This window comes from Streptomyces sp. NRRL S-31, assembly GCF_000718775.1.
Taxonomy (GTDB): domain Bacteria; phylum Actinomycetota; class Actinomycetes; order Streptomycetales; family Streptomycetaceae; genus Streptomyces.
Genome location: NZ_JOCB01000009.1, coordinates 1 through 24,872, shown reverse-complemented (window position 1 = coordinate 24,872; position 24,872 = coordinate 1). Strand labels below are relative to the sequence as shown.

Sequence of the window (24,872 nt, the reverse complement as noted above, 5' to 3'; positions counted from 1 at the left end):
CGGAGAGGTTCGTCGACGCGGCCGGGATCGGCGGGAGGCCCGATTCGGGATCGGCGGTGCGACGCGCGGCCGGTCGGGGGTGGCGAGAGCGAGTGTGCTGTTCGGGTCCGAGTCCGTCCGGCGCGCGATGCCGAAATCGAGGACGCGTGGGCCGTCGTCGGCCGTGATGATGTTGCCCGGCTTCAGATCCCGGTGTACGAGCCCGCAGGCGTGGACGGTGTGGAGCGCCTCGGCCGGCGCTGCCCCGGGAGACCTCAGTTGCTCTGCCTTCATGGGGCGGAACCGTTCACGGAGGTGCGGGTCGGCCGCCGGTTCGGAGCGGGCCACTTTGACCGCGACGGCCCGGCAGCGTGGGCGAAGACACCGCCCGGCCGTCCGGGAAGCCGGTCTCAGCCGCCGCGTCGCACCCGGGCCGCCTTGCGGGCCTCCGCGAGCTTGCGGGCCTCATTGCTCTTGCGGGACGACGACCTGCCACCGGAACCGCTCTTCGCGTCCTTGGTGCTGCCCAGGCCGCCGAACGGGACGTTGTGGTTCTTGGGGCGCGGTACGGCCGGCCCGCCGTCGAGAGGATTTCCGGAGGGGGCCTTGGCGCCGGTGATCCGGCTCAGCTCCGCCTCGCCGGACCGCACTTTGGTGACCTTGGGAGCGACGTCGGCGTCCGCCATGACCTGGCTCGTCTCGCGGCGCTGTCCCGACAGGACGAGTGTCACGACGGTGCCGGAGCGGCCGGCCCGGGCCGTGCGGCCCGCGCGGTGCAGATAGTCCTTCGGATCGGTGGCCGGGTCGACGTTGACCACGAGATCGAGGTCGTCGACGTGCAGGCCGCGTGCGGCGACGTTCGTCGCCACCAGTGCGGTGATCTGCCCGTTCTTGAACTGGGCCAGGGTCCGGGTGCGCTGCGGCTGGGACTTCCCGCTGTGCAGGGCGGCGGCGGCCACGCCGCTGGCCCGCAGATGCCGCGTGAGCTGGTCGACACCGTGCTTGGTGTCCAGGAACAGCAGGACGCGGCCGTCCCGAGCGGCGATCTCCGTGGTCACGACGTACCGGTCCGGGCCGTGCACGACGAAGACGTGGTGCTCGATCGCGGAGACGGCGCTGGACGAAGGGTCCACCGAGTGGACGACCGGGTCGCGCAGGTAGCGCTGCACCAGCTGGTCGACGTCGCCGTCGAGGGTGGCGGAGAACAGCATCCTCTGCCCGTCGGGGCGCACCTGGTCCAGGATCCCGGTGACCTGCGGCAGGAACCCCATGTCACACATCTGGTCGGCCTCGTCCAGGACCGCGATGCGCACCCGTCCCAGTCGGCAGTCCTTGCGCTCGACGAGGTCGTGCAGCCGACCGGGCGTGGCGACGACGATTTCGGCGCCATCCCGCAGCACGGCGGCCTGCCGTCCGATGGATACGCCGCCCACCACGGTCGCGAGCCGCAGCCGCAGCGCCTCGACGTACGGGGTGAGCGCCTCACCGATCTGCTGTGCCAGCTCCCTGGTGGGCACCAGTACGAGCGCCAGCGGCTCTTTCGGCTGCGCGCGCTGTCCGGCCGTCCGGGCGAGCATCCCCAGGCCGAAGGCGAGCGTCTTGCCGGATCCTGTGCGGCCCCGGCCCAGGACGTCCCGTCCCGCGAGCGTGTTCGGCAGCGCCGCCGCCTGGATGGGAAAGGGCACAGTCACCCCCTGCTCGTCGAGCGCCCGCAGAACCTCGGCCGGCAACCCCAGCTGGGCGAAGGACGCCGCCGTGGGCATTGCCGAAGGGGCGCCCGACGCCTCGGACACAGCGTCCTGCGGCCGGGCATCGGCACGTGTTGATTCGCTCACAGAGAGCCTTCCTCCGAAGGGACCGTACCGAGGAAGGCGCGGCAGGGACGTGGCCGCCGAGCAGAGACATCCAGCGGAGCACCGACACAGCGACATGGCAAAAGCGCAACGTTAGCACGGGACACGCCGTCCGGGCCTCCCGTGCCCACCGCTCGGCCGAGGAACGACAGCCGGACCTTCCTGTGTTGGACGCGGCCCGTCGCACCGGGTATCCGGCAGGAGCTGCGCCGCGGCGAGCGTGCCGATCGCGAGGGTCGCCGCCATCACAGCGGCGACCCGGGACTACCAGCGATGTCTTCCTGAGGGGGCGAGGCAGGCCGTATCGCAGGCCGTCAGTGAAGCGCCCCTTCACTTCGTGGCAGGTCTTGTCAGGTGCGGGTCCAGCGCTGGTTGCTGCCGTTCGAGCAGGAGTAGAGCTGGATCAGGGTGCCGTTGTCGGTGCCGCCTCCGACGGCGTCGAGGCAGAGGCCGGACTGGACGCCGACGATGGAACCGTCGGAGTTGATGCGCCATTTCTGGTTGTCGCCGCCCCAGCAGCTGTAAATCTGGACCGCGGCGCCGTTGCCGGTGCCGGCGGCGTCGAGGCACTTGTTGCCGTAGACCTGGAGTTCACCGGCGGCGGTGTACGTCCACTGCTGGTTGGTGCCGCTGTGGCAGTCCCACAGCTGGAGCTGGGTGCCGTCGGCGGTACCGGCGCCCGACACGTCCAGGCAACGGCCCGAACCGACGCCCTTGATCTGCCCGCCACCCGAAGGGGGCGTGGAGGTACCGCCGTTGAGTGCGTTGAGGACCGAGGTGTAGGCAGGCTTCTTGCTGCCGTCGCCGTTGAACAGCAGCGGCGTGTCCCCCGATCGCCAGGAGTCGGTGTCGCGCACCCCCCAGACGGTGATGCCCAGGCAGCGCGAGACGGCCAGGCAGTCGTTGACCACGTTGGCGTAGGTCGTGGCCGAGGCGCCCTGGATGTCGAGTTCGGTGATGGCCACGTCGACGCCGAGGGCGGCGAAGTTCTGAAGGGTGGTGCGGAAGTTGCTGTTGTAGGGGCTGCCGCTGTTGAAGTGCGACTGGAAGCCGACGCAGTCGATCGGCACACCGCGCTGCTTGAAGTCCCGGACCATGGCGTACATCGCCTGGGTCTTGGCCCAGGTCCAGTCCTCGACGTTGTAGTCGTTGTAGCAGAGCTTGGCCGCCGGGTCGGCGGCGCGTGCGGTCCGGAAGGCGACCTCGATCCAGTCGTTGCCGGTGCGTTGCAGGTTGGAGTCCCGCCGGGCTCCCGAGCTGCCGTCGGCGAATGCCTCGTTCACGACGTCCCACTGGGCGATCTTGCCCTTGTAGTGGCCCATCACGCCGTTGATGTGGTCGATCATCGCCTGGCGCAGTGCGCTGCCGCTGAGGCTCTGCATCCAGCCGGGCTGCTGGGAGTGCCAGGCCAGGGTGTGACCGCGCACCTGCTTGCCGTTCTGGACCGCCCAGTTGTAGACGCGGTCGGCGGCGGAGAAGGTGAACTGGCCCCGCTGCGGTTCGGTGGCGTCGATCTTCATCTCGTTCTCGGCCGTCACCATGTTGAACTCACGGCCCGCGATCGTCGTGTACGCCGAGTCGCCCAGCCTGCCCGAGGCGATGGCGGTGCCGAAGTAGCGGCCGCTCTGCGCCGCCGCGGCGCCGAGCGTGCTCTCGGCGGCGTGTGCGGCCGGCGGGGCGACCAGTGCGGCGGCCGCACCGAGGACGCCGACGACCAGCGCCAGCAGCAGGCCGCGGATCTTCCGGACCACGGGTCCGGGAAGGGCATACAAGCCCATGACTGTGCCTCCAGGGTAGACATCACGGAAATCACGGAAGGATTGGAGCGCGGGGAAACGAGTCGTCCGCTCCCATTCGGCCGACGGACGGTGCGGGCCGGAACCCGGGCAGCAGGCGATCACCCGGCTGGAGTGGGAGAGGTTCACAGAGGTTCACCGACGACGGCGGCCGCGCGGTGCCGCGGGCTGCCTGGCGGGCGGCGGGAGTCCTGGCTCAGTAGCCGTAGACCATTTTGTAGGCGACCTCGGGAAGGAACTGTCCGGCCGTGGAGCCGGCTCCCACGCCGCAGTTGCCGTCCGACTCGCCCGGGGTCTTGATCCACAACAGCATCTCGGCACCTCCGCCCGTCCGGGTGGGCGTGCCGATGCGGCGGCCCGAGGGGTTGCACCACTGTCCATTGGAGCCGTTGCCGTTGCGGCTGGTATCCACGACGAACGGCTTGGTGTAGCCGTAGCGGGCGCTGAGTTCGCTGTTGACGGCGTTGCCGTAGGCGGTGTTCTCGGCGGTGGTGAAGTAGTTGGAGACGTTGAGCGAGAAGCCGTGGGCCTGACGGAGGCCGGCCTCGTGGAGGCGCCGGGCCATGGTCGCCGCGTCGGCCCAGCGCGGGTTGCCGGCGTCCAAGTAGACCCAGGTGTTGGGGGCCTGGCGGTTGAACTCGGCGAGGGCGCCGGTGAGCATGGCCTCGCGTTCGTCGATCTGCGCCTGGGTCATGCAGCCGTAGTCCCCCAGGGAGTCCGGCTCGAGGATGACGACGGCCGGGCGGCCTGCGATCCCGCCGGCGAACTGGGCGATCCAGTTGGCGTAAGCGGATGGCGAAGCGGCTCCGCCGGCGGAGTGGCCGCCGCAGTAGTCGCGGTTGTAGATGTTGTAGGCGACGAGGACGGGCAGTTTGTCCTGGTAGTCCGCCGCCCCGACGTAGGCACCCGTGGCGGTGCCGATGGTGCCGCTCCAGGAGCCGAACCAGCGGGCCATCGGCGTGTTGGCGATCGAGGCGTTGATCGCGGCGGCCCGGCCGTCACCGGGGTTGGCGGCCACCCACCTCTTCGCGCTGGAGTCGGGGTCCACGTAGAACCCATTGGTCATGGTGGTCGGGTCGGCGGCGTGGGCGGACGGTGCGGCGGCGAACGCCAGCGGCAGGGCGAAGAGCGCTGCGGCCAGGGCACGGAGTCTGCGGCGCATGGCTGAACCTCGTTCTCCTGGTGAGGGATGCGTCGCACGCTCTCGTCCCGAGCATGTGACGCGCTGAGGGAAGTGCGGTGGGACAGCCGCTCCTGGAAGTACTTTCACCGGAGCGCTGGCCACGGGCGCCGTTCAGGTCGCGCTTGGCACCGGAACCGAGCACGGGTACGAGAGGCCGGCCTTCTTCCAGTCCACCAGGTCGTACGACCGCGGGACGGGTGTGCCCGGCGAGCAGCGTTATTGATGAAGACATGACAATTCCACGTGGGGGGCTCCTCGACTTTGCGGAGTGTGGAACGGCTCGCACGTTCGAGATGTCTCGAATACAGGGCAGCCTGTCGAGCAATTTGGATGATAGGAGGCCCACGCGCACCGTCAACCCCTGTCGCAGGATTCGCTTGGCTTCTCGAAACATTCGAGGACTCGAGCCGTCTTCGCGGCATCGCCGCGCGCGGCGGAGTCGACTCCGCAGAGTGTTGACATGTTCAGTCGCACCTCTAGGATCCGTCGGGCACAGAGTTTCCGAATGGTCCTCGAAATTTCGAACTTCCCCTCCACGTCCTTGCGTGCCGAAGGAGTCTCTGCTGCCCAGACGATCAGGCGGACGGCTGCTCCGCCTCCTCACGGCCAGTGGTCGCCTCCGCGACGGTCTCAACCCAGTCCACCGCCTCGGCCGCACCGGGCAGTCCGGCGCTCACCCCGCCGCTGGGCTGGAACAGCTGGAACAGCTTCGGGTGCGGGATCACCGAGACCCAGGTGCGCCAGGCCGCCGACGCGATGGTGTCCTCCGGCATGCGGGACGCCGGCTACCGGTATGTCGTCGTCGACGACTGCTGGTTGACCCTCAGCGGGACACGACGACGGGCGAACTGCGGGCCTCACGCGCCGGCCCCTGCCTCCTCAACGGACATCTCGCGTCCGGACGCGCTGCGCTTCGCCCGGCGCGTCGTCGCAGAGCAGACCGTGCGGCAGTCGGCCCTCATCGACCGGTGGATCGCCGACGAGGGACGACGCGAGACGGAACAACAGCGGGGCCAAGCACGGCGGCCGGCCGCCGTGGACTGCCTGATCCAGCACTGCCTCAACCGCACCGACCGCGACACCGCGCAAACCGGCGACCGCTGGGCGGGGGCCAGGGGCGGGCCGGTACCGCCCGGCCACCCGCGAGGAGGCGCTCGATGCGCTGCGGCAGTGGGTACCGGCATGCGTCCACTGCCGGCCGGCACCGCCCAACGTGGCTCAGCCGGCGTCCCCGTCACCGTTCACGGCTGTCTTGGAGAAGCCGTCGTGCCACGCGGCCTTCGCACCCGAATCGCCTATGCGGTAGACGTCCACGGCAGCTCCCACGGCAACGACGAGCGACAGAACCGCAACCGTGACACGCAGCGCAACCGCGGACCGGCGTGTGCCGCGCGGGGTACCGGACCCGGACGAGGCGGTGCGGCGGGCTGCCCACCACACGAAGAGCGCCAGGACGAACAGGCCCCCGGCCCAGGGCAGCAGGCCGTCACCGAGGGCGGCGTGCCGGCGCACCAGCGCGTCGCTGTCGACGTGCTCCTCAAGCCACTCCCCGGCCCCCGTGGCCAGCGGAACGCTCACGAGCGTGATCAAAGCCAGCAGCGGCAGCACCACGCCCATGCGCTGCGCCGCGCTCGGCCTGACCGAGCAGACCGCGAGTGCCAGCGCGGTCAGGGGAACGAGCACGACGACGAAATGCACGAGCAGAATGTGTGCGGGCAGGCCGTTGATCAGGCCCATGGGAGTTCCTCCAGCAGGTTGGTCACGCACGGTGTGTCGAAGGCGCGCCAGCCTGGCACAGGAAGTTCTCAGCTTCCTCTGAGCGCCCACCTCAGCCGCGCGACGTGAGGGACCGGCACGGCCCGGCCGGGCCGGCCCCTCCCGCCCACATCAGGTGCGGCCGCTGTCCGACTCGGCCCCGGCGCCCCCGCCCGGAGCGGCTCAGATGCCGCAGGAGGAGGCGGACCAGAAGCGGGAGCTCTGGCTGCCCAGGTGGGCATGGGTGCTGTGGCCCGGGTAACCCGGGCCGAGGATCTCGTTGAAGCCGTGGTTGCGGGCTTGTGTGACGATCTCGCAGTAGGTCGGCGAGCCCACCAGGTCGATGCCGCGCCCGTACAGGTGGTTGCTGGTGGCGGCCCCGCCGACGGCGTTGTTGCAGGAGTAGGAACGGAAACCGCTGCTGGTGGTCAGGGGCCGGTCGCCGAGCGCGTGCCGCAGCGCCTCCAGCTTCCACATCTGCTGTAGCGCGTTGGCGCGGGCCGTCGCGGCGGAGACGGCCCCGCCGGACCAGTCGGAGTTGCAGCGGTTCATCTCCGCGTAGGTGAAGTGGGCCGGCGTGCAGTCACCGTCCTGCAAGGCGTAGATCTTGCTGAAGGTCGCCGGACCCGCGATGCCGTCCGCTGCGAGCCCGTACGCACGCTGGAATCTGGTGACGGCGTCCTTGGTGCCGGGCCCGAACTGTCCGTCGATCGCCAGGACGGCCCCGTACCCGGGGTAGCCGGCCACCCGGATCTGCAACTGCCGCACGTCCTCGCCGCTGCTGCCCTGACTCAGCGTGCGCGGGAAGGTGTAGCAGTCGTCCGCGTGGGCGGTGCCGGTGGTGAGCGTGACACCGAGACCAGCGAACGAAGTGAGCATGACAAGCGAGAGGAGGGTGCGGAGCGCACGTCTGAGCATGGCGCCTCCCAGGGAGGGGATGGGGCATTCGACGGTGCCGGAACGTGTCCGGACCGTCAAGCACGACCGGCTCATCCCGCAGGTGCCGGAGAGGGCGCCTCACCGGGCGGATGCCCGGCCGGTCAAGCGCCCTCCTCCGGCTCCGGCTGTGCCGCCTGCCGGGGTGTCAGCCCTTGAGCTTCTCGGGGTCCATGACCTCGCCAGGCGGCGGGGGCGTGACGGTCACGGGCTCGTTGAAGGCCGAGAACTCGAACGAGCCGGGCTCCTTGCCGCCCTCGGCGGTCATCCGGAGCGCGTAGGGCTCGTCCTTGGCGGACACGAAGAGGGTCTGCTTCTGGGCGCCGTCCTTGCCCTTGAGGGTCACGGCGGGCGTGCCGTTGACCTCGGTGTCCGCACCCCTGGTGAGCGGGCCTTCCTTCTCGTCCTTCTCGAACATCTTGCCGATGTCGCAGAAGGGGAACTTGCTGTCGGCGTCGGCCTGCGCCGACGGCATCTTGAACCAGCGCCCCTTGAGGAGTTCGATGAGGGCATCCGTCTCCTCGGCCGACGAGCCCTCGTCACTGCCGGTCTTCTGCCAGAACTTCTCGTCACCCTTCATGTAGACGGCGCCGTTGACCTGGCGGATGTCGGCGGACGCGCCCCCGGTGGTGAGGGTTCCCTGGCAGTACCCCTTCCGGGCGACGGCGAAGTCGAAGGTGATGTGCTCACCGTCGGAGGTCATGTTGCCCTTGACCTTGAACGACTCCAGCTTCGTCATGGAGACCCGGGCCTTCTCGGAGATCTGGGCCGGGGTCAGTCCCTCGAACGGGTCCGCCGCCTTCGTGTGCGACGACGAGGCGGAGTCACCCGCGTCCTTGCTGTCGGCCTTCTTGTCGTCCCCGCACGCGGTGAGCGTCACCACGGCCGTCACGCACAAGGCTGCCGTGGCCAGAAGAGTGCGATTGGTCATCTTTTTACTACTCCTTAAGCAAATCCGTTCGCTGATCTGACTCGAGAACCAGCCAAAGGGATGTCACGGACTGCGCGTGATCCCCCTCACAGGTGCCCCGGCTCGACCGGCCCCGCAGAGGGTCCGGCGTGGCACGATGGGTGATCGGTGGGCGAGCGAGGCGAAGCCCGGACCAGGACGGGAGCCGCCAGTGCGGGAGCTCGATTCGGCGGTGGTGGTCGTCACCGGCGTCATGGCGTCCGGGAAGTCCACCGTCGCCCAACGGCTGGCCGAAAGACTCCCTCGCGCCATGCACCTGCGTGGTGACGCCTTCCGGCGGATGATCGTGTCCGGTCGCGAGGAGTTCACGCCTGAGCCGACCGCCGAGGCGCGTGCGCAACTGCGTCTGCGCCACCGGGCTTCGGCCGCGGTCGCGGACCTGTACGCACGGGCGGGGTGGACCGTGGTGGTCCAGGACGTCATCCTCGGCGAGCACCTCGACGCCTACCTCGACTCCATGACGACCAGACCGCTGTACCTGGTGGTTCTCGCCCCCGCGCGGGAAGAGGTGGCACGGCGCGAGGCCGGTCGTCGCAAGGACGGCTACGGCGGTCCCTGGACGGTCGACCTCCTCGACGACACCCTGCGCGGTGCCACCGCGCGCCGTGGGCTGTGGCTGGACACGACGCACCAGACACCTGCCCAGACCGTGGACAGCGTCCTCGCCGGTCTCACCACGGCTCGCATCGCGGACCGGGCCGGCTCACCGGCGGAGCGGCGGGACCGACGCCCGGCGGCTGGGGACCGATAGGGACCCGGCCAAGTGGTGACCGGTCCGTCGTCCGGTCGCCGTGCCTCCTCCTGACCGGGGACACCCGGACGGCGCCGTGTCCGTCTCGCTCACCCTGTACGCGCTGCTCGTCTCCGACTTCCCGGCGGCCGTCGGCGACGTGCTCCAGCTGACCATGCTGCCGCTCGGCCCCGGTACGGCCGTCTACGCCACGGACATCGTGCCGCGCCGCAACCGCCACGACGGCCCCGCCCTCGCCGACGAGAGGCCCGGCGGGCCGTTCTGCTGCACCGGCGGCGTCAACCGGTCCGGCGCACCGGCGCCGGACGCGGGTGTGACGGCCTCCGCGCTGTGCGTCGGCTCCGTGTACACCGGCCCGGTGGCCGCCGCCCTCGGCGGTGTCGACCTCACCCTGCGGGCCGGGCTGGTGGTGGCCTCCGGGGTGTACGCGGTACCGACGCGGCACCTCTTCGCCACCGGCTGAGCCCGCTCTCCCGAGGCCCCTCTCGGCACTCCCGCCCGAGGAGGTCAGCGCGGCCTGCGCTCCTCACGACGCTCGCGGCTCTCGCGGGGCTCGCGGCGCTTGCGGTTCGGGCGGCGGGGGCGGTGCACGGTGTCCAGCTCACCGACGGCGGCGCGCGGGTGTTCCGGGTCGTCCGGACGCCCGGAGCCGGCGCACCACCACACCACACCTCCGGCGCCCTCGCCCTCGCCCTCGCCCTCGCCCTCGCCCTCGCCCTCGCCCTCGCCCTCGCCCTCGCCCTCGCCCTCGCCCAGGTGCATCCCGAGGTTGTGCAGGGTGCACACCGGCCACGCCTGCCACAGGCACTCCATCACGGTGTCCTGGGCGGCCTCGGCGACCGCCCGCAGGGCCGCGGTCGGCGAGGAGGGGGCCGGGCCCAGGGAGTCGCCGTGCGCGTCGCCGTTGTCGAGCGCGACGTAGACCCGTTCCGCTTCGTCCTCGTCCTCGGCGCCGGCCGGCCAGGCGATCAGGCGCAGCGGACGCTGTTCGGGCAGGGTCGCGGCCAGGTCACGGTTGACCAGTGCCAGCGCCTCGTCCCACCAGGGATGTTCGCCCGCCGCGACGGAGCGCGGCTCGGGCTGGTCGAACCACGGATGCATGAGCGCATCTTCGCACCCGGACGTGGACGGCCCCGGGCCGGGGCATCGGGCCGAGGTCCGCCGGCACGGCGTGCGTCCGGGAGGCCGAGGGCCGTGCCGGCGCGCCGGCGTACCCGGCCACCGAGGCGCCGGAAACGGGGAACGACGCCTTCTGGACGCTTCCCTGAGCATCCGTGAGACTGGCGGGGACACGAGGCCCACGGTCCGGGACGGTGACATGGAAGAGGAGATCCCCCGCGTCGAACTCACCCCGCGCGCCGCTGAACTGGTGCGCCGGCTGCGCGGCGAGCACGGTCCGCTGATGTTCCACCAGTCCGGCGGCTGCTGCGACGGCAGTGCCCCCATGTGCTACCCCGACGGCGAGTTCCGCACCGGCGGCTCGGACGTGCTGCTGGCCGAGCTGGCGGTGGAGGGCGTACCGGAGGCCGTCACGTTCTGGATGTCCCGCAGCCAGTACCAGGCGTGGAGCCACACCCGGCTGATCGTGGACGTCGTCCCGGGGCGGGGCAGCGGTTTCTCGCTGGAGGCACCCGAGGGGGTGCGTTTTCTCACCCGTTCTCGCGTCGTCGACGCCTAGTCGGCCCGCCGGCCGTCCGAGTCTGCTGCACTGCCCACGCACACAAGGGCAGTTGACGAGACATCAGGGGGCACGATGGCAGGTCGTCGCCGGCGTTCGGCAGCGGGCAGAACGGTTCTCACGGTCGTCACGGCGTTCGGTGTGCTGGCCGGTGCGGCCCTGGCGGGCGCTTCACCGGCCGGCGCCGCGCCGGCGGGCCGGCGGATCGCGCCGGGCGTCACCTACCGGCAGTTCGACGTGCGAGCGGCGGCCGGGACGGCCCACGCCCACCTGCTCACGGTGGATCTGGCCGACCCGCACGTCCGCGTCGGCCTGCTGTACCCGGGTGCGGTGGCGGCCCGGGCGACCGTCTCCCGGCTGGCCGACTCGGCCGGGGCGGTCGCCGGGGTGAACGGTGACTTCTTCCACATCACCGAGACCCAGCACCCGGGCGTGGAGGCCACGGGCGCGGCCGTCGGACCGGCCGTGGCGGACGGGCGGGTGCTGAAGGCGGCGGTGCCCAAGGGTCAGCGGTTCGGGCCGGCGCTGCCCCCGGGCACCGACACCCGGGAGGTGTTCGGCGTGGGCACCGACAAGCGGGCCCGCCTGGACCGCCTCACCCTCACGGGCTCGGTCGGCACGCCGACGGGGAAGCTCCCCCTCAAGGGCCTCAACCAGTACGCGCTGCCGGTGAACTCGGTCGGTGCCTTCACCGCGCGCTGGGGCAGCGCCTCCCGGATGCGCGCCGTCTGCGGCACCGACACCCGGAGGTCGGCGCCGTGCAGCGACGACACCTACGAGGTGAAGGTGCGCGGCGGCCGGGTGGTCTCCGTCGCGGGCGCCCCGGGCAGCGGCGCGATCCCCGCGGACACCACGGTCCTGGTGGGCCGGGAGGAGGGGGCGCGGGCGCTGCGCGCGCTGTCGGCCGGCGACCGGGTGGACGTCACGTACACGTTGGCGGCGGCCTCCTCCGGGGTGCCGTACGCGTTCGCGATCGGCGGCTTCCCGGTCCTGCGCGGCGGCGCTCCGCTGTCCGGCCTGGACGACGGTACGTCGGCGGTGCGCACGGTCGTGGGCGTCAAGGGCGGCGGACGGCAGTTGCTGCTCCTGGCGCTGGACGGGGCCGCGCGGTACCGCACCGGCCTGACCGTCGCGGAGGAGGCGGACACCATGCGGTCGCTGGGCGCCTCGGACGCGTTCAACCTCGACGGCGGCGGCTCGACGGAGATGGTGTCCCGCGACACCGGCGCCGCCGCCGTGACCGTGCGCAACCACCCCAGCGGGGGCGCCGAACGCCCCGTGGCCAACGGCATCGGCGTCTTCACCACCGGGTGAGCGGCCGGCACGCCTGACGCGCCGGCCGCCCCCGGGCTCCGGTCGCGTCAGGGCCGCAGGCTGCTCACCAGGTCGGTGGTCGCGGTGAGCCCGCTGTGGATGGTGGGCGCCATGCTCGTGTGGGAGAGGTAGAAGCCCAGCATCATGCAGACCAGGGCATGGGAGACCTTCAGCGAGCAGTTGCGAATGAAGATCACCGCAAGGATCAGAAGCAGCAGCACCACAGAGATGGAAATGGCCATCGGGAACCTCCTCCGCCACGCCCCGTGTGCGGCGTTCGGCCGCAAGTGTGGCGTAGCGGAGGGTTCGTCCGGGTAGCTGACACGTCCTCCGAACGTGTGGTCTTCCGCGCGAGGGCGGGCGTCGAGGAAGGTCCCCAGGTCCGCGAGGTCGTCGGTGCCGAGGTGGTCGGCCCCGGCGGCGGGCAGCCGTCTCCCCCGGGTTCCGCGACGGCTGGTGGGGGCGGTGCCGCGGGGTGCTCAGGGTGCCTGGAGGTCGACCAGTTGGGCCAGCGCCTCGCGGTGCGCCCCGGCCATGCCGTAGGCGATCGAGTCGGCCTTGGCCCGCTTCAGGTACAGGTGGACCGGGTGCTCCCAGGTCATGCCGGTCCCGCCGTGCAGTTGCAGCGCCTCCTCGGTGGCGTGCACGGCGACGGGGGCGGCGTAGGCCTGGGCGACCGCCACCGTGATGTCGGTGTCCTCACCCGTGGCGAGCGCGTCGGCGGCGGCGCGGGCGGCGGCCCGCAGGTTCACCACCTCCAGCCACAGCTGGGCGAGCCGGTGCTTGAGCGCCTGGAAGCCGCCGACCGGCCGGTCGAACTGCCTGCGCTCCTTCAGATAGCGCACCGTCTCGGTCAACGCCCAGTCGGCTACGCCGAGTTGCTCGGAGGCGAGCAGTCCGGCGGCGGCGCGCAGGGCACGTCGTACGGCGGGCTCCGCGTCGCCCAGGCGGCGGCCGGGAGCGCCGTCCAGCCGTACGGTCGCCACGGGGCGGGTCAGGTCCAGCGAGGTCTGCGGGGTGACCGTCGCGGCGTCGGCGGTGACGGCGTACAGCCCTCCGTCGGCGGCCGGGACGAGCAGCACGTCGGCCACGGCCGCGTCCGCGACGCCGGTCAGCTCGCCGTGCAGGGTGCCGTTCTCGACGCGTACGGTCCCGAGGTCCGCGCCCGGGCCCTTGTGCAGGCCGACCGCCAGGGCGCCGATGGTCCGCCCGGAGGCGAGCTGTCCCAGCAGTTCGTCGTCGCCGCAGGCGAGCAGCGCCTCGGTGGCCACGACCGCGCTGGTGAGGTACGGCACGGGTGCGACGGCCCGCCCCAGCTCCTCCAGCACCACGGCCGTCTCCCGGTGGGAGGCGCCCTGGCCGCCCCGCTCCTCGGGCACCAGGAGGCCGGCCAGGCCCATGCCCTCGGTGAGGGACTTCCACAGGGCGCGGTCGTGCGGTGCGTCCGACTCGGTGCGGGTGATGACGTCGGCCGCCGCGCAGTGGTCCGTGAGCAGGTCGCGGACGGCGGCCCGCAGCGCCTCCTCCTCCTCGGAGTACAGCAGATCGGTCATCGGGCGAGGTCCTTCCAGGCGACGTCCTTGTCGGTGCGCGGCTCGGCGGGCAGGCCAAGGACGCGCTCGGCGACGATGTTCAGCAGCACCTCGCTGGTACCGCCCTCGATGCTGTTGCCCTTGGCGCGCAGATAGCGGTATCCGGCGTCCCGGCCGGTGAAGTCGACGAGTTCGGGCCGGCGCATGGTCCAGTCGTCGTACAACAGACCCTCCTCGCCGCGGAGTTCCACCTCCAGGCCGCTGATCTCCTGGTTGAGGCGGGCGAAGGCGAGCTTCATGCCGGCGCCCTCGGGTCCGGGCTGGCCGGCGACGAGCTGCTGGCGCAGGCGTTCGCCGGTGAACCGGGCCACCTCGGCCTCGACCCACAGCTTCAGCAGCCGCTGACGCAGCTCGTGGGTGCGCAGTGCGGGACGTTCGCGCCAGGTCTTCGCGACCGGGCCGATCATGCCGCCCTCGCGGGGCAGGGCCATGCCGCCGATGGCGACGCGTTCGTTGTTGAGCGTGGTCTGCGCGACCCGCCAGCCGTCGCCGACCTCGCCGAGGCGGTGGTCGTCGGGGATGCGGACGCCGGTGAGGAAGACCTCGTTGAACTCGGCCTCGCCGGTGACCTGGCGCAGCGGCCGGACCTCGACGCCCGGGTCGGTCATGTCGCAGACGAAGTAGGTGATGCCCTGGTGCTTGGGCACGTCCGGGTCGGTGCGGGCGATGAGGATGGCCCAGCGGGCGAGGTGGGCGCTGGAGGTCCACACCTTCTGGCCGTCGACGACCCAGTGGTCGTCCTCGCGTACCGCCCGGGTGCCGAGCGCGGCCAGGTCGGAGCCGGCGCCGGGCTCGCTGAAGAGCTGGCACCAGACCTCCTCGCCGGTCCACAGGGGCCGCAGGAAGCGCCGCTTCTGCTCCTCGGTGCCGTACTTGAGGATGGTCGGCGCGGCCATGCCGAGGCCGATGCCGATGCGCCGGGGGTCGTTGTCGGGGGCGCCGGCGGCCTCCAGTGCGGCGTCCACGACGCCCTGGAGGGAGCGCGGGGCACCGAGTCCGCCGAGGCCCGGCGGGTAGTGCACCCAGGCGAGGCCGGCGTCGAACCGGGCCCGGAGGAACTCCAGGCGGTCGGTCGTGGCGGGCGGGTGGGCGGCCAGCAGCTCCGCGGTGCGGCTGCGCAGTTCCGCGGCGTCGGTCATGCGGTGGCTCCGTTCTCCGGTACGACGGCCAGCCGGCCCGTGGTCACCCCGTCGGCGACCCGCTGCACGGCGTCGGCCGCCGCGGCGAACGGCACCCGCTCGCTCACCAGGGGCCTGATCGCGCCCCGGTCGGCCAGCTCGGTGAGCTGCTCGTGGCAGTGCCGGACCAGCTCCGGGTTCTTGGTGTTGTACAGGCCCCAGTGCAGGCCGAGGATCGAGTAGTTCTTCACCAGGGCGTGGTTGAGGGCGGGGCTCGGGACGGTGCCGCCGGCGAAGCCGACGACGACGATCCGGCCCTCGAAGGCGACCAGCTTGGCGGACTGCGCGTAGGCCTCGCCGCCGACCGGGTCGTAGATCACGTCGGCGCCCCGGCCGCCGGTGGCCTCCTTCACGGCGGCGACGACGTCCTCGGCACGCCGGTCGACCACCACGTCACAGCCCAGCTTCCGGGCGACGGCGGCCTTGTCCGGGCCGCCGACGACACCGATCACGGTGGCGCCGGCCGCCTTGCCGAGCTGTACGGCGGCGCTGCCCACGCCACCGGCGGCGGCGTGCACGAGCAGGGTCTCCCCCGCCTGGAGACGGGCACGGCGGTGCAGGCCGAACCAGCCGGTCTGGTAGCCGATGTGCAGCGCGGCGGCCTCGGCGTCGTCCAGCGACCCGGGCGCGGGCAGCAGGGCGCGGGCGTCGGCGACGGCGTACTCGGCGAATCCGCCGTGCGGCAGCGCCGGGTTGGCGATGACCCGGCGGCCGTCCTCGGTCTCGCCGCAGATCTCCACGCCGGGCGTGAAAGGCAGCGGCGGGCGCACCTGGTACTGGCCCCGGCACAGCAGCGCGTCCGGGAAGTTGACGTTGGCGGCGCGCACCCGCAGCAGCACCTGTCCGTGACCGGGCGTGGGGCGCTCCACCTCCGTCAGGCGCATCACCTCGCCCGGCTCGCCGTTCTCGTGCACTTGCCATGCCTGCATGCGGGGCCTCCACGCGACTGCCTCGTCCGACCGGGTCCGACCGCATACTAAGCGGTCGCTTGCCGATCAGGGAACAGCCCGCCGGTCTCAGCTCCGCGAGGTCGGCCGGGCCCGCACGTGCATCCGCTCCCCCTGCGGCCCGAAGAGGCTCAGGAACTCCACCGGCCCCTCCCCCGTCGAGCCGAACCAGTGCGGCACGCGCGTGTCGAACTCGGCCGCCTCGCCCGCCGACAGCACGACGTCGTGCTCGCCGAGGACCAGCCGCAGCCGGCCGGAGAGGACGTAGAGCCACTCGTACCCCTCGTGGGTGCGCGGGTCCGGCTCCTGTCTGCGCTGCGGCTCGAGGACCTTGAATGCCTGGAGGCCGCCGGGCTGGCGGGTCAGCGGCCAGTGCGTGCGTCCGCCCCGGACGATCGGCTCGGCCCGCACCCGCGGGTCCCCCACCGGCTCCGCCCCGACCAGCCGGTCCAGCGGCACCTGGTGGGCCTGGGCGATCGGCAGCAGCAGTTCCAGGCTGGGCTTGCGCAGGCCGGACTCCAGCCGGGAGAGCGTGCTCACGGAGATGCCGGTGGCCTCGGACAGCGCGGCCAGGGTCACCTCCCGCTCCTTGCGGAGGCGGCGCAGCCTCGGCCCCACGCCCGCCAGTACGTCTTCGGTGGTCATGGTGACCATTGCAGGAACGGCAAATCCGTTTGTCAATCGCGCGACCGCCGGACGACGGTCGCGTCATGACCGAGAACAGCGGGTATGAAGCAGTCGTCGTCGGGGCGGAGCCGCCGGCCTGTCCGCCGCTTCGGTCCTGGGCCGGGCCCGGCGCCGCACCCTGGTCGTCGACGCGGGCGAGCCGCGCAACGCGCCCTCCGCGCACATGCGGGGTTATCTCTCCCGGGACGGCATGTCCCCGGCCGCGTTCCTGGCCGTCGGGCGCGAGGAGATCGCCCGGTACGGGGTGGAGCTGGTCCGGGACCGGGTGGTGGACGCGAGCCGGGACGCGGACGCCGGCTTCACCGTGCCCCTGGCCGGCGGCCGTACCGTACGGGCCCGGCAACCGGTGGTCGCCACCGGTCTGCGGGACGAGCTGCCGCCGGTCCCGGGGCTCGCGGAGCGGTTCGGCCGGGACGTGGTCCACTGCCCGTACTGCCACGGCTGGGAGGTGCGCGATCTGCCGACCGGTGTCCTCGCCACGTCGGCGCTCAGCGTGCACCAGGCGCTGATGGTCACCCGGTGGACGAAGGACGTGCGGCTCTTCCTGCACGAGGTGGGCGAGTCGGAGCTGACGGACCAGGACCTGCGCCGGCCGGCCGCCGCCGGGGTCGCCGTCGTGCCCGGCGCGGTCGCGGAACTCGTGATCGCCGACGACCGGCTCACCGGTGTCCGGCTCGCCGGGGGCGCCCCCTCCGGCGGAGGGACGGTCCGCGGACTCGAGGTGCTGTACGCCGCCCCGCGTGCCGTCCCGGACAACGACCTGCTCGTCGCGCTGGGCGCGGAGCTGCGGCGGACGCCGCTCGGCGACTGCCCGGTGATCGACGAACGGGGCCTGACGAGCGTGCCCGGGCTGTGGGCGGCGGGCAACGCGAGCGGCTTCGCCGAGCAGGTGGTGAACGCGGCCAGCCGCGGCTACCGGGCGGGCGCGGCGATCAACGGGGAGCTGCTGATGGCCGACCTGGACGCGGCCGCGGGGCTGTAGGGCACCGCTCCCCGCTCCGGCCCGGACCGGGCCGCGCGGGTGTGTGAACCCCGCTTCCCGGGTGCACCCTGATGGCATGCTGCTGACCCGGTTGGCCCAGGTGTCCCGGGAGGTGGCCGCGACGGCGGCCCGGTCCCGCAAGACCGCGCTGCTCGCCGAGCTGTTCCGGGACGCCGGGCCGGACGACGTGCCGATCGTCATCCCCTACCTGGCCGGGCGGCTGCCGCAGGGCCGGCTGGGCGTCGGCTGGAAGGTGCTGGGCCGCCCGGTGGAGCCGGCCGCCGAGCCCCGGCTCACGGTGCGGGAGGTCGACGCCCGGCTCACCGAGCTGGGCAAGGTGTCCGGGCCCGGCTCGCAGGCGGAGCGGACCCGGCTCGTCGGCGAGCTGATGGGCGCGGCCACCGAGGAGGAACAGCGCTTCCTGCTCGGCCTGCTCACCGGCGAGGTGCGCCAGGGCGCGCTGGACGCGGTCGCGGTGGAGGGCCTGGCCCGGGCGACCGGCGCGGACCCGGCGGACGTGCGGCGGGCCGTGATGCTCGCGGGGTCGCTCCAGACGGTGGCCCGGGCGCTGCTCGGCGAGGGCCCCGCGGCGCTGGAGCGGTTCCGGCTCACCGTGGGCCGCCCGGTGCTGCCGATGCTGGCGCACAGCGCGTCCTCGGTCGCCGAGGCGGTGGAGAAGCTGGGCGCCTGCGCGGTGGAGGAGAAGCTGGACGGCATCCGGGTCCAGGTCCACCGGGACGGCGACGTGGTCCGGGTGCACACCCGCACACTGGACGACATCACCGACCGACTGCCCGAAGTGACCGCCGCCGCACTGGGGTTGGCGGGCGAGCGGTTCATCCTGGACGGCGAGGTGATCTCCTTCGACGGCACGGGCCGGCCCCGGTCCTTCCAGGAGACGGCGGGCCGGGTCGGCTCGCGCACCGACGTGGCGAGGGCCGCCGAGGAGACTCCGGTCTCCCCCGTCTTCTTCGACGCCCTCTCGGTCGACGGCCGTGACCTGCTCGACCTGCCGTTCACCGAGCGGCACGCGGAGCTGGCCCGGCTGGTGCCCGAGCCGGCGCGGGTGCGGCGCACCGTGATCTCGGGCTCCGGGGACATCCCGGAGGCGGAGCGGTTCCTCGCCGACACCCTGGCCCGCGGTCACGAGGGGGTGGTGGTCAAGGCCCTCGACGCGTCCTACAGCGCCGGGCGGCGCGGCGCGTCCTGGCTGAAGGTGAAGCCCGTGCACACCCTCGACCTGGTGGTGCTGGCCGCCGAGTGGGGCCATGGACGGCGCACGGGGAAGCTGTCCAACCTCCATCTCGGTGCCCGCGGCCCGGACGGCTCCTTCACCATGCTCGGCAAGACCTTCAAGGGCATGACGGACGCGATGCTCTCCTGGCAGACCGAACGGCTGGGGCGGCTGGCGGTCGAGGAGCGGGGCTGGGGCATCAGGGTGCGGCCCGAACTGGTCGTCGAGATCGCCTACGACGGCCTCCAGCGCTCCTCCCGCTACCCGGCCGGGGTCACCCTCCGCTTCGCCCGCGTGGTCCGCTACCGCGAGGACAAGCGGCCGGAGGAGGCCGATACGGTGGAGGCCCTGCTGGCAGCCCACCCGGAGGTCAGGCCGTGACGGTGCGGACGACGCGACGCAGTGCGGGACTGCTGTTGTTCCGGCACACGGATGAGGGGTTGGAGGTATTGCTCGGCCATATGGGCGGACCCTTCTTCGCCAAGAAGGACGCGGGCGCGTGGACCGTGCCCAAGGGCGAGTACGACCCCTCGGAGCCGGCCTGGGAGGCGGCCCGGCGGGAGTTCCAAGAGGAGCTGGGGCTGGCGCCGCCGGACGGGGCGGCCGTACCGCTGGGCGAGGTCGCGCAGACAGGCGGCAAGATCGTCACGGCGTGGGCGGTGGAGGCGGATCTCGACCCGGAGACGATCGTGCCGGGCACGTTCACCATGGAGTGGCCGCCGCGCTCCGGCCGGACACGGGAGTTCCCGGAGCTGGACCGGGTGGCGTGGTTCGGTCTGCGCCGGGCCCGTGCGCTGATCATCACGGCGCAGGCCGCGTTTCTCGACCGGCTGGCGGAGCACTCGGGCTGAGCAGGGGACTTCCGCGTTGCGCCGGACCCGGCCGCGCGCGAAGGTCGAGACAAGCCCGCTCCCAGGGAGGTCAGCCATGCCCATCGCGACGGTGAACCCGGCGAACGGCGAGACGCTCAAGACGTACGAGCCCATGGGCGAGGAGGAGCTGGAACGCCGGCTCCAGCTCGCCGAGGCCACCTTCCGGACCTACCGGACCAGCTCGTTCGGCGACCGTGCCCGGCTGATGAACAAGGCCGCCGATCTGCTGGACGAGGACCAGCGGGAGATCGCCCGCGTCATGACCACCGAGATGGGCAAGCCGATCAGGCAGGCCCGTGCGGAGGCGGCGAAGTGCGCCAAGGCGATGCGCTGGTACGCGGAGCGCGCGGAGGGGCTGCTGGCCGACGAGGAGCCCGCCGAGCCGGACGTGCGCGACTCCGGGGCCTCCCGGGTACGGGTGCGGTACCGCCCGCTGGGCCCGGTCCTCGCGGTGATGCCCTGGAACTTCCCCCTGTGGCAGGTGATCCGGTTCGCCGCGCCCGCCCTGATGGCCGGCAACGTCGGTCTGCTCAAACACGCCTCCAACGTGCCCCAGACCGCCCTGTACCTGGAGGACCTGTTCCACCGCGCGGGCTTCCCGGAGGGCTGTTTCCAGACGCTGCTGATCGGTTCCGCCGCGGTGGACGACGTGCTGCGCGACGAGCGGGTGAAGGCGGCGACGCTGACCGGCAGCGAGCCGGCCGGGCGGGCGGTCGCCGCCACCGCCGGCGAAATGATCAAGAAGACGGTGCTGGAGCTGGGCGGCAGCGACCCCTACGTCGTCATGCCGTCCGCGGACCTCGACCGGGCGGCCGAGGTCGCGGTGACCGCGCGGACGCAGAACACCGGGCAGTCCTGCATCGCCGCCAAGCGGTTCATCGTGCACTCAGACGTCTACGACGCCTTCGCGGAGAAGTTCGTGGCGGGCATGAGGGCGCTGCGGACGGGCGACCCGACGGACGAGGAGACGGACGTCGGGCCGCTCGCCAGCGAGCGGGGGCGGGCCGACCTGGAGGAGCTGGTCGACGACGCCCGGCGGGCCGGGGCCGAGGTGCTGTGCGGCGGCCGGCGGCCGGACGGGCCCGGCTGGTACTACCCGCCGACCGTCCTCGCCGGCATCACCCGGGAGATGCGCGTCCACCGCGAGGAGGCGTTCGGACCGGTCGCCACGCTGTACCGGGCGGACGACCTGGACGAGGCCGTGCTCATCGCCAACGACACGCCTTTCGGGCTGAGTTCCAACGTGTGGACACGGGACGATGCCGAGGTGGAGCGGTTCGCCCGGGACCTGGAGGCCGGTTCGGTGTACGTGAACGGGATGACCGCCTCCCATCCGGCGTTCCCGTTCGGCGGGGTGAAGCGGTCGGGGTACGGGCGTGAGCTGTCCGGGCACGGAATCCGGGAGTTCTGCAACATCACCACGGTTTGGCAGGGTGCGTGACGCCCGCGCGGCTACCATCCCCTTTTGTGAACCGCGAAGTGACCCTGCCTCTGATCGTCGACGACCGCGGTGCCTTGCAGGTGGCCGCGGCCGACGTGAGTAAGTTGTTGCGGACCGTGGGCGCGCGGTGGCTGCACCTTGTCGAGGCGGGCGAGCAGGAGCTCGACGAGGACACCGTGGCCGCGCTGACCATCGAGCTGGCCAAGCTGGCGGACCGGATCGACGTCGCGTGCATCGCGCACAGCAGCGGGGCGCCGTAGACGTCCGGCGCCCCGTGTGGCTCCGGACCGAGCGCGGGCAAGGGCCGGCGGCGGCCGTCCGGCGGCGGTGCCGAACGGCCGGAGCGGCCGGGACGCCGGACGGGTGGCGGGGCGGGGGGACGAGGCGCTGAGGGCGGATCGGAGGCCGCGCGGGCGGTGGGGGCCTTCCCCGCCGCCGAAAGCTCCCTCGACCGCCGTCGCCCGCCCGCCGCCCCTCGCGCCTTCGGCCGTCCCCCGCGTCTGCCGGTGCTTGCGAAAGCAACCAGACGTCACCCGGCCGGATCCAGCCGGCCCCGGCCGGCCGGCCCCGCCGCCCGCGCCGCCACCCGGTCGCCGGCCGCCGTCCCCTCCGCCCGTGCGGGCCTAACCGAGGGGATCGGGTTTTCCCTCGTCCGGCGGGACGAAACGCCCTCCGTGCCCGACCCCCGGGTCCCCGGTTCGGAGTAATCCAACGCGAGATCGTCGCCCTCCCGGGTGACGGTGGGTGGAGCGCCCACAGAGGCGACCCACCTTCTGACCGGTGGGCGAAGGCCTTCCGGAACGCGGAAAGCAGGGACGGTTCATGGCGACTTTGTGCAGGCCCACGGTGTCGGTCCCGGAGTATGTGATCACCATGGAGGAGACGCTGGACCTGGCGCGCTCCCGCCACGCGGACCACCCACAACTGCCGCTGGCCCTGAGACTGATCGAGAACACTGGCGTCAAGACGCGACACATCGTCCAGCCCATCGAGGAGACCCTCAAGCACCCGGGCTTCGAGGAGCGCAACAAGCTCTACGAGGCCGAGGCCAAGGCCCGGGTCCCCGCGGTGATCCAGCGCGCGCTGGACGACGCGGAACTGCTCACCAGGGACATCGACGTGATCATCTACGTGTCGTGCACGGGCTTCATGATGCCCTCGCTCACGGCCTGGCTGATCAACGAGATGGACTTCGACAGCACCACCCGTCAGCTCCCGATCGCCCAGCTCGGCTGCGCGGCCGGCGGCGCGGCGATCAACCGGGCGCACGACTTCTGCTCGGCGTACCCGAACGCCAACGCCCTCATCGTGGCCTGCGAGTTCTGCTCGCTGTGCTACCAGCCCACCGACCTCGGCGTCGGCTCGCTGCTCTCCAACGGCCTGTTCGGTGACGGCGTCGCCGCGGCCGTGGTGCGCGGGAACGGCGGCACGGGCGTCCGACTGGAGCGCAACGGCTCCTACCTGATCCCGAAGACCGAGGACTGGATCGCGTACGACGTCCGGGCGACCGGATTCCACTTCCTGCTGGACAAGCGGGTCCCCGCGACCATGGAACCGCTCGCCCCGGCGCTGAAGGACCTGGCCGGCACCCACGGCTGGGACGCGTCCGACCTGGACTTCTACATCATCCACGCGGGCGGCCCCCGCATTCTCGACGACCTCAGCAAGTTCCTCGAGGTCGACCCGCACGCGTTCCGGTTCAGCCGGGCCACGCTCACCGAGTACGGCAACATCGCCAGCGCCGTCGTCCTGGACGCGCTGCGCCGGCTGTTCGACGAGGGCGGCGCCGAGGAGCGGGCGCGCGGGCTGCTCGCCGGGTTCGGTCCCGGCATCACCGCCGAGATGACGGTGGGCCGCTGGGTCAACGGGGACGGAGCCGGCCGGTGACCGCCGAGGCGCTCGCCGAGACCCTGCCGCCGGTCCGGCACTGGCCGGCGCTCGACCTCCCCGGGACGGACTTCGACCCGGTGCTGGCCGACCTGATGGCGGAGGGCCCGGTCACCCGGGTCCAGCTGCCCAACGGGGAGGGCTGGGCCTGGTTGGTCACCCGGTACGAGGACGTGCGCAGGGTGGCCAACGACCCCCGCTTCAGCCGGGAGGCGGTGATGGACCGGCAGGTCACCCGGCTGGCCCCGCACTTCATCCCGGCACCGGGGGCGGTCGGCTTCCTCGATCCGCCCGACCACACCCGGCTGCGCCGCGCGGTGGCCGCCGCGTTCACCGCGAAGGGCGTGGAACGGGTGCGGGACAAGGCCCGCACGCTGCTGGACGAGCTGGTCGACGACCTGCTGCGGGGCGGCCCGCCCGCGGATCTCACGGCGGCGGTCCTCGGGCCGTTCCCGATCGCGGTGATCTGCGAGCTGATGGGCGTCCCGGCCGGCGACCGGCACGCCCTGCACGCCTGGACCGAGCTGATCCTGTCCTCCTCGCACGGCAAGGAGCCGAGCGAGCGGGCCAAACGGGAGATGGCGGCGTACTTCTCCGACCTGGTCGGCGCGCGCCGGAACAGCACCGGCGAGGACGTCACCTCGCTGCTGGGGGCCGCGGTCGGCCGGGGCGAGATCACGCTGGAGGAGGCCGTCGGCCTCGCCGTCCTCCTCCAGATCGGCGGCGAGGCGGTCACCGCCAACAGCGGGCAGATGTTCTACCTGCTGCTGACCCGCCCCGGTCTGGCGGAGCGGCTGCGCGCGGAGCCGGGCATCCGCCCCCGGGCGATCGACGAGCTGCTGCGCTACATCCCGCACCGCAACGCGGTCGGTCTGTCCCGCATCGCCCTGGAGGACGTGGAGATCCGGGGGGTCCGGGTCCGCGCGGGCGACCCGGTCTACGTCTCCTACCTGGCCGCCAACCGCGACCCGGACGTCTTCCCCGCCCCGGAGACGATCGACTTCTCCCGCAGCCCGAACCCGCACGCGGCGTTCGGCTTCGGCCCGCACTACTGCCCCGGCGGGATGCTGGCCCGGCTGGAGGAGGAACTCCTGACGGACACCCTGCTGGACCGGGTACCGGGCCTGAGGCTGGCCGTACCGCCGGATCAGGTCCCGTTCCGCAAGGGGGCCCTGATCCGGGGTCCGCAGGCGCTGCCGGTGACGTGGTGAGCGGCCGATGACGACCGAGGGACTGCTCGTACCGCCGGGACACGGGCGCGTGGTCGAGACGCCCGCCCAGCGGGTGACGTTCAAGGTGACCGGCACCCACTCGCGGATGGCCTCCACCTTCGAGGTGGAGGTGCCGCCGGGTTTCGACGTGGGCGCCCATGTGCACACGCGCAGCGAGGAGCTGTTCTACGTCCTCGACGGCGAGCTGGACGTGCTGGCCTTCGAGCCGCGCATCCGCACGCCCGACAACTGGCAGCGCTGGGAGTCGAGTTCGGGCAGCCGGGTGGTCCGGGCGACACCCGGCACGGTGATCGTCGTACCGCCGGGCTGTCCGCACGCCTTCGCCAATCCCACCGAGACGCCGGCCAGGATGTTCTTCCAGGCGAGCCCGCCGCCGGACCACGAACTCTACTTCGAGGAGCTGCTGGAGATCCTGCGCGAGGGGGGTCCTCCGGACCAGGAGGCCATCGAGGCGCTGCGGGCCAAGTACGACATCGAGCAGCTGACCCCGCTCCGGCACAGGTGAGCGCACGGGCCGCGGCATCCGCCGGGCCGGCACCCGGCCGGCCGGCGGCGGGACACCGCGACGACGGTGCCGGCCCAGGCCCGCGCGGCGCACGCGGACG

The 24,872-nt window shown here is 72.5% G+C and carries 23 protein-coding genes and 3 pseudogenes; 13 read left to right on the top strand and 13 right to left on the bottom strand.

All coding sequences use genetic code 11. The features are described 5' to 3' along the window. Positions 1-102 precede the first annotated feature (102 nt). The 4 genes and pseudogenes from IF37_RS46565 to IF37_RS0105665 all read right to left on the bottom strand — a co-directional run. A pseudogene (locus IF37_RS46565) lies at positions 103-273 on the bottom strand (phosphotransferase); the annotation flags it as partial. 116 nt (positions 274-389) lie between these two features. After that, the gene (locus tag IF37_RS0105675) at positions 390-1,742 is read right to left on the bottom strand and encodes a DEAD/DEAH box helicase (protein ID WP_253915652.1); all 1,353 of its coding nucleotides are present in this window, start codon (positions 1,740-1,742) and stop codon (positions 390-392) included. A gap of 440 nt (positions 1,743-2,182) precedes the next feature. After that, positions 2,183-3,610: an endo-1,4-beta-xylanase gene (locus IF37_RS0105670; RefSeq protein ID WP_030737099.1), complete on the bottom strand. Its 1,428-nt coding sequence runs from the start codon at positions 3,608-3,610 to the stop codon at positions 2,183-2,185. A gap of 214 nt (positions 3,611-3,824) precedes the next feature. Then, positions 3,825-4,790, bottom strand: coding sequence for a glycoside hydrolase family 6 protein (locus tag IF37_RS0105665; protein ID WP_030737096.1), 966 nt, complete (start codon positions 4,788-4,790; stop codon positions 3,825-3,827). A 584-nt stretch (positions 4,791-5,374) separates the two neighbouring features. Between IF37_RS0105665 and IF37_RS41610 the strand changes: the two are divergent. Further along, positions 5,375-5,644: pseudogene (locus IF37_RS41610) on the top strand (alpha-galactosidase); the annotation flags it as partial. A gap of 385 nt (positions 5,645-6,029) precedes the next feature. Here IF37_RS41610 and IF37_RS0105655 read toward each other — a convergent pair. From IF37_RS0105655 to IF37_RS0105645, 3 genes are all read right to left on the bottom strand, one after another. Continuing rightward, positions 6,030-6,548, bottom strand: a complete 519-nt coding sequence (locus tag IF37_RS0105655; protein ID WP_030737090.1) for a DUF2231 domain-containing protein — start codon at positions 6,546-6,548, stop codon at positions 6,030-6,032. Positions 6,549-6,749: 201 nt separating this feature from the next. Then, on the bottom strand, positions 6,750-7,484 hold the full coding sequence (locus IF37_RS0105650; RefSeq protein WP_030737087.1) for a D-Ala-D-Ala carboxypeptidase family metallohydrolase: 735 nt from the start codon (positions 7,482-7,484) through the stop codon (positions 6,750-6,752). A gap of 166 nt (positions 7,485-7,650) precedes the next feature. Beyond that, complete coding sequence (locus IF37_RS0105645) at positions 7,651-8,433, bottom strand: hypothetical protein (RefSeq protein ID WP_030737084.1); 783 nt, start codon at positions 8,431-8,433, stop codon at positions 7,651-7,653. 190 nt (positions 8,434-8,623) lie between these two features. Between IF37_RS0105645 and IF37_RS0105640 the strand changes: the two genes are divergently transcribed. Both IF37_RS0105640 and IF37_RS0105635 read left to right on the top strand, forming a co-directional pair. Beyond that, positions 8,624-9,223: an AAA family ATPase gene (locus tag IF37_RS0105640; RefSeq protein WP_301540311.1), complete on the top strand. Its 600-nt coding sequence runs from the start codon at positions 8,624-8,626 to the stop codon at positions 9,221-9,223. Between the two features lie 76 nt (positions 9,224-9,299). After that, positions 9,300-9,686, top strand: coding sequence for a hypothetical protein (locus tag IF37_RS0105635; RefSeq protein ID WP_052844988.1), 387 nt, complete (start codon positions 9,300-9,302; stop codon positions 9,684-9,686). A 44-nt stretch (positions 9,687-9,730) separates the two neighbouring features. Here the strand turns inward: IF37_RS0105635 and IF37_RS44810 are convergent, their stop codons facing one another. Next, positions 9,731-10,324: a hypothetical protein gene (locus IF37_RS44810; protein ID WP_052844987.1), complete on the bottom strand. Its 594-nt coding sequence runs from the start codon at positions 10,322-10,324 to the stop codon at positions 9,731-9,733. 217 nt (positions 10,325-10,541) lie between these two features. Here IF37_RS44810 and IF37_RS0105625 point away from each other — a divergent pair, with 217 nt between their 5' ends. Beyond that, on the top strand, positions 10,542-10,901 hold the full coding sequence (locus IF37_RS0105625) for a DUF779 domain-containing protein (RefSeq protein ID WP_030737072.1): 360 nt from the start codon (positions 10,542-10,544) through the stop codon (positions 10,899-10,901). Between the two features lie 75 nt (positions 10,902-10,976). Continuing rightward, on the top strand, positions 10,977-12,215 hold the full coding sequence (locus tag IF37_RS0105620) for a phosphodiester glycosidase family protein (protein ID WP_173456737.1): 1,239 nt from the start codon (positions 10,977-10,979) through the stop codon (positions 12,213-12,215). A gap of 47 nt (positions 12,216-12,262) precedes the next feature. On the opposite strand, the gene IF37_RS0105615 is transcribed toward IF37_RS0105620, so the two are convergent. The 5 genes from IF37_RS0105615 to IF37_RS0105595 form a co-directional block, all read right to left on the bottom strand. Beyond that, positions 12,263-12,457, bottom strand: coding sequence for a hypothetical protein (locus tag IF37_RS0105615; RefSeq protein WP_030737066.1), 195 nt, complete (start codon positions 12,455-12,457; stop codon positions 12,263-12,265). Positions 12,458-12,694: 237 nt separating this feature from the next. Beyond that, a complete protein-coding gene (locus IF37_RS0105610) occupies positions 12,695-13,768 on the bottom strand; it encodes an acyl-CoA dehydrogenase family protein (protein WP_030737063.1) in 1,074 nt (357 codons plus the stop codon). After that, a complete protein-coding gene (locus tag IF37_RS0105605; RefSeq protein WP_030737060.1) occupies positions 13,765-14,946 on the bottom strand; it encodes an acyl-CoA dehydrogenase family protein in 1,182 nt (393 codons plus the stop codon). Before IF37_RS0105605 ends, IF37_RS0105610 begins: the two co-directional genes overlap by 4 nt. Then, positions 14,943-15,914, bottom strand: coding sequence for an NADPH:quinone oxidoreductase family protein (locus IF37_RS0105600; RefSeq protein WP_030737057.1), 972 nt, complete (start codon positions 15,912-15,914; stop codon positions 14,943-14,945). The genes IF37_RS0105605 and IF37_RS0105600 overlap by 4 nt, the downstream gene beginning before the upstream one ends. Positions 15,915-16,001: 87 nt before the next feature. After that, positions 16,002-16,577, bottom strand: a complete 576-nt coding sequence (locus IF37_RS0105595; RefSeq protein ID WP_030737052.1) for a helix-turn-helix domain-containing protein — start codon at positions 16,575-16,577, stop codon at positions 16,002-16,004. A 65-nt stretch (positions 16,578-16,642) separates the two neighbouring features. Here IF37_RS0105595 and IF37_RS39045 point away from each other — a divergent pair. From IF37_RS39045 to IF37_RS0105555, 8 genes and pseudogenes are all read left to right on the top strand, one after another. Next, positions 16,643-17,601: pseudogene (locus IF37_RS39045) on the top strand (NAD(P)/FAD-dependent oxidoreductase). 76 nt (positions 17,602-17,677) lie between these two features. Further along, entirely contained in the window at positions 17,678-19,216 is a 1,539-nt protein-coding gene (locus IF37_RS0105585; protein WP_030737049.1) for an ATP-dependent DNA ligase, read from the top strand. Beyond that, the gene (locus IF37_RS0105580; RefSeq protein ID WP_030737037.1) at positions 19,213-19,686 is read left to right on the top strand and encodes an NUDIX domain-containing protein; all 474 of its coding nucleotides are present in this window, start codon (positions 19,213-19,215) and stop codon (positions 19,684-19,686) included. Before IF37_RS0105585 ends, IF37_RS0105580 begins: the two co-directional genes overlap by 4 nt. Positions 19,687-19,762: 76 nt before the next feature. Then, the gene (locus tag IF37_RS0105575; protein ID WP_030737034.1) at positions 19,763-21,148 is read left to right on the top strand and encodes an NADP-dependent succinic semialdehyde dehydrogenase; all 1,386 of its coding nucleotides are present in this window, start codon (positions 19,763-19,765) and stop codon (positions 21,146-21,148) included. Between the two features lie 26 nt (positions 21,149-21,174). Continuing rightward, complete coding sequence (locus tag IF37_RS0105570; protein ID WP_030737031.1) at positions 21,175-21,408, top strand: DUF6213 family protein; 234 nt, start codon at positions 21,175-21,177, stop codon at positions 21,406-21,408. Positions 21,409-21,970: 562 nt separating this feature from the next. Next, a complete protein-coding gene (locus tag IF37_RS0105565) occupies positions 21,971-23,035 on the top strand; it encodes a type III polyketide synthase (protein ID WP_030737028.1) in 1,065 nt (354 codons plus the stop codon). Then, positions 23,032-24,246 (top strand): cytochrome P450, encoded by a 1,215-nt coding sequence (locus tag IF37_RS0105560; protein ID WP_030737025.1) that lies wholly within the window; start codon positions 23,032-23,034, stop codon positions 24,244-24,246. Before IF37_RS0105565 ends, IF37_RS0105560 begins: the two co-directional genes overlap by 4 nt. Before the next feature lie 7 nt (positions 24,247-24,253). Beyond that, complete coding sequence (locus IF37_RS0105555; protein ID WP_030737022.1) at positions 24,254-24,772, top strand: cupin domain-containing protein; 519 nt, start codon at positions 24,254-24,256, stop codon at positions 24,770-24,772. The last annotated feature ends 100 nt before the right edge of the window (positions 24,773-24,872 follow it).

Bases quoted from the DNA above. Each gene is read 5' to 3' on its own strand.
- IF37_RS0105620 (WP_173456737.1), top strand. From the start codon at position 10,977: ATGGCAGGTCGTCGCCGGCGTTCGGCAGCGGGCAGAACGGTTCTCACG.
- IF37_RS0105625 (WP_030737072.1), top strand. From the start codon at position 10,542: ATGGAAGAGGAGATCCCCCGCGTCGAACTCACCCCGCGCGCCGCTGAA.
- IF37_RS0105605 (WP_030737060.1), bottom strand. From the start codon at position 14,946: ATGACCGACGCCGCGGAACTGCGCAGCCGCACCGCGGAGCTGCTGGCC.
- IF37_RS0105565 (WP_030737028.1), top strand. From the start codon at position 21,971: ATGGCGACTTTGTGCAGGCCCACGGTGTCGGTCCCGGAGTATGTGATC.
- IF37_RS0105665 (WP_030737096.1), bottom strand. From the start codon at position 4,790: ATGCGCCGCAGACTCCGTGCCCTGGCCGCAGCGCTCTTCGCCCTGCCG.
- IF37_RS44810 (WP_052844987.1), bottom strand. From the start codon at position 10,324: ATGCATCCGTGGTTCGACCAGCCCGAGCCGCGCTCCGTCGCGGCGGGC.
- IF37_RS0105670 (WP_030737099.1), bottom strand. From the start codon at position 3,610: ATGGGCTTGTATGCCCTTCCCGGACCCGTGGTCCGGAAGATCCGCGGC.
- IF37_RS0105610 (WP_030737063.1), bottom strand. From the start codon at position 13,768: ATGACCGATCTGCTGTACTCCGAGGAGGAGGAGGCGCTGCGGGCCGCC.
- IF37_RS0105675 (WP_253915652.1), bottom strand. From the start codon at position 1,742: ATGCCCACGGCGGCGTCCTTCGCCCAGCTGGGGTTGCCGGCCGAGGTT.
- IF37_RS0105615 (WP_030737066.1), bottom strand. From the start codon at position 12,457: ATGGCCATTTCCATCTCTGTGGTGCTGCTGCTTCTGATCCTTGCGGTG.
- IF37_RS0105650 (WP_030737087.1), bottom strand. From the start codon at position 7,484: ATGCTCAGACGTGCGCTCCGCACCCTCCTCTCGCTTGTCATGCTCACT.
- IF37_RS0105655 (WP_030737090.1), bottom strand. From the start codon at position 6,548: ATGGGCCTGATCAACGGCCTGCCCGCACACATTCTGCTCGTGCATTTC.
- IF37_RS0105575 (WP_030737034.1), top strand. From the start codon at position 19,763: ATGCCCATCGCGACGGTGAACCCGGCGAACGGCGAGACGCTCAAGACG.
- IF37_RS0105595 (WP_030737052.1), bottom strand. From the start codon at position 16,577: ATGACCACCGAAGACGTACTGGCGGGCGTGGGGCCGAGGCTGCGCCGC.
- IF37_RS0105555 (WP_030737022.1), top strand. From the start codon at position 24,254: ATGACGACCGAGGGACTGCTCGTACCGCCGGGACACGGGCGCGTGGTC.
- IF37_RS0105600 (WP_030737057.1), bottom strand. From the start codon at position 15,914: ATGCAGGCATGGCAAGTGCACGAGAACGGCGAGCCGGGCGAGGTGATG.
- IF37_RS0105585 (WP_030737049.1), top strand. From the start codon at position 17,678: ATGCTGCTGACCCGGTTGGCCCAGGTGTCCCGGGAGGTGGCCGCGACG.
- IF37_RS0105645 (WP_030737084.1), bottom strand. From the start codon at position 8,433: ATGACCAATCGCACTCTTCTGGCCACGGCAGCCTTGTGCGTGACGGCC.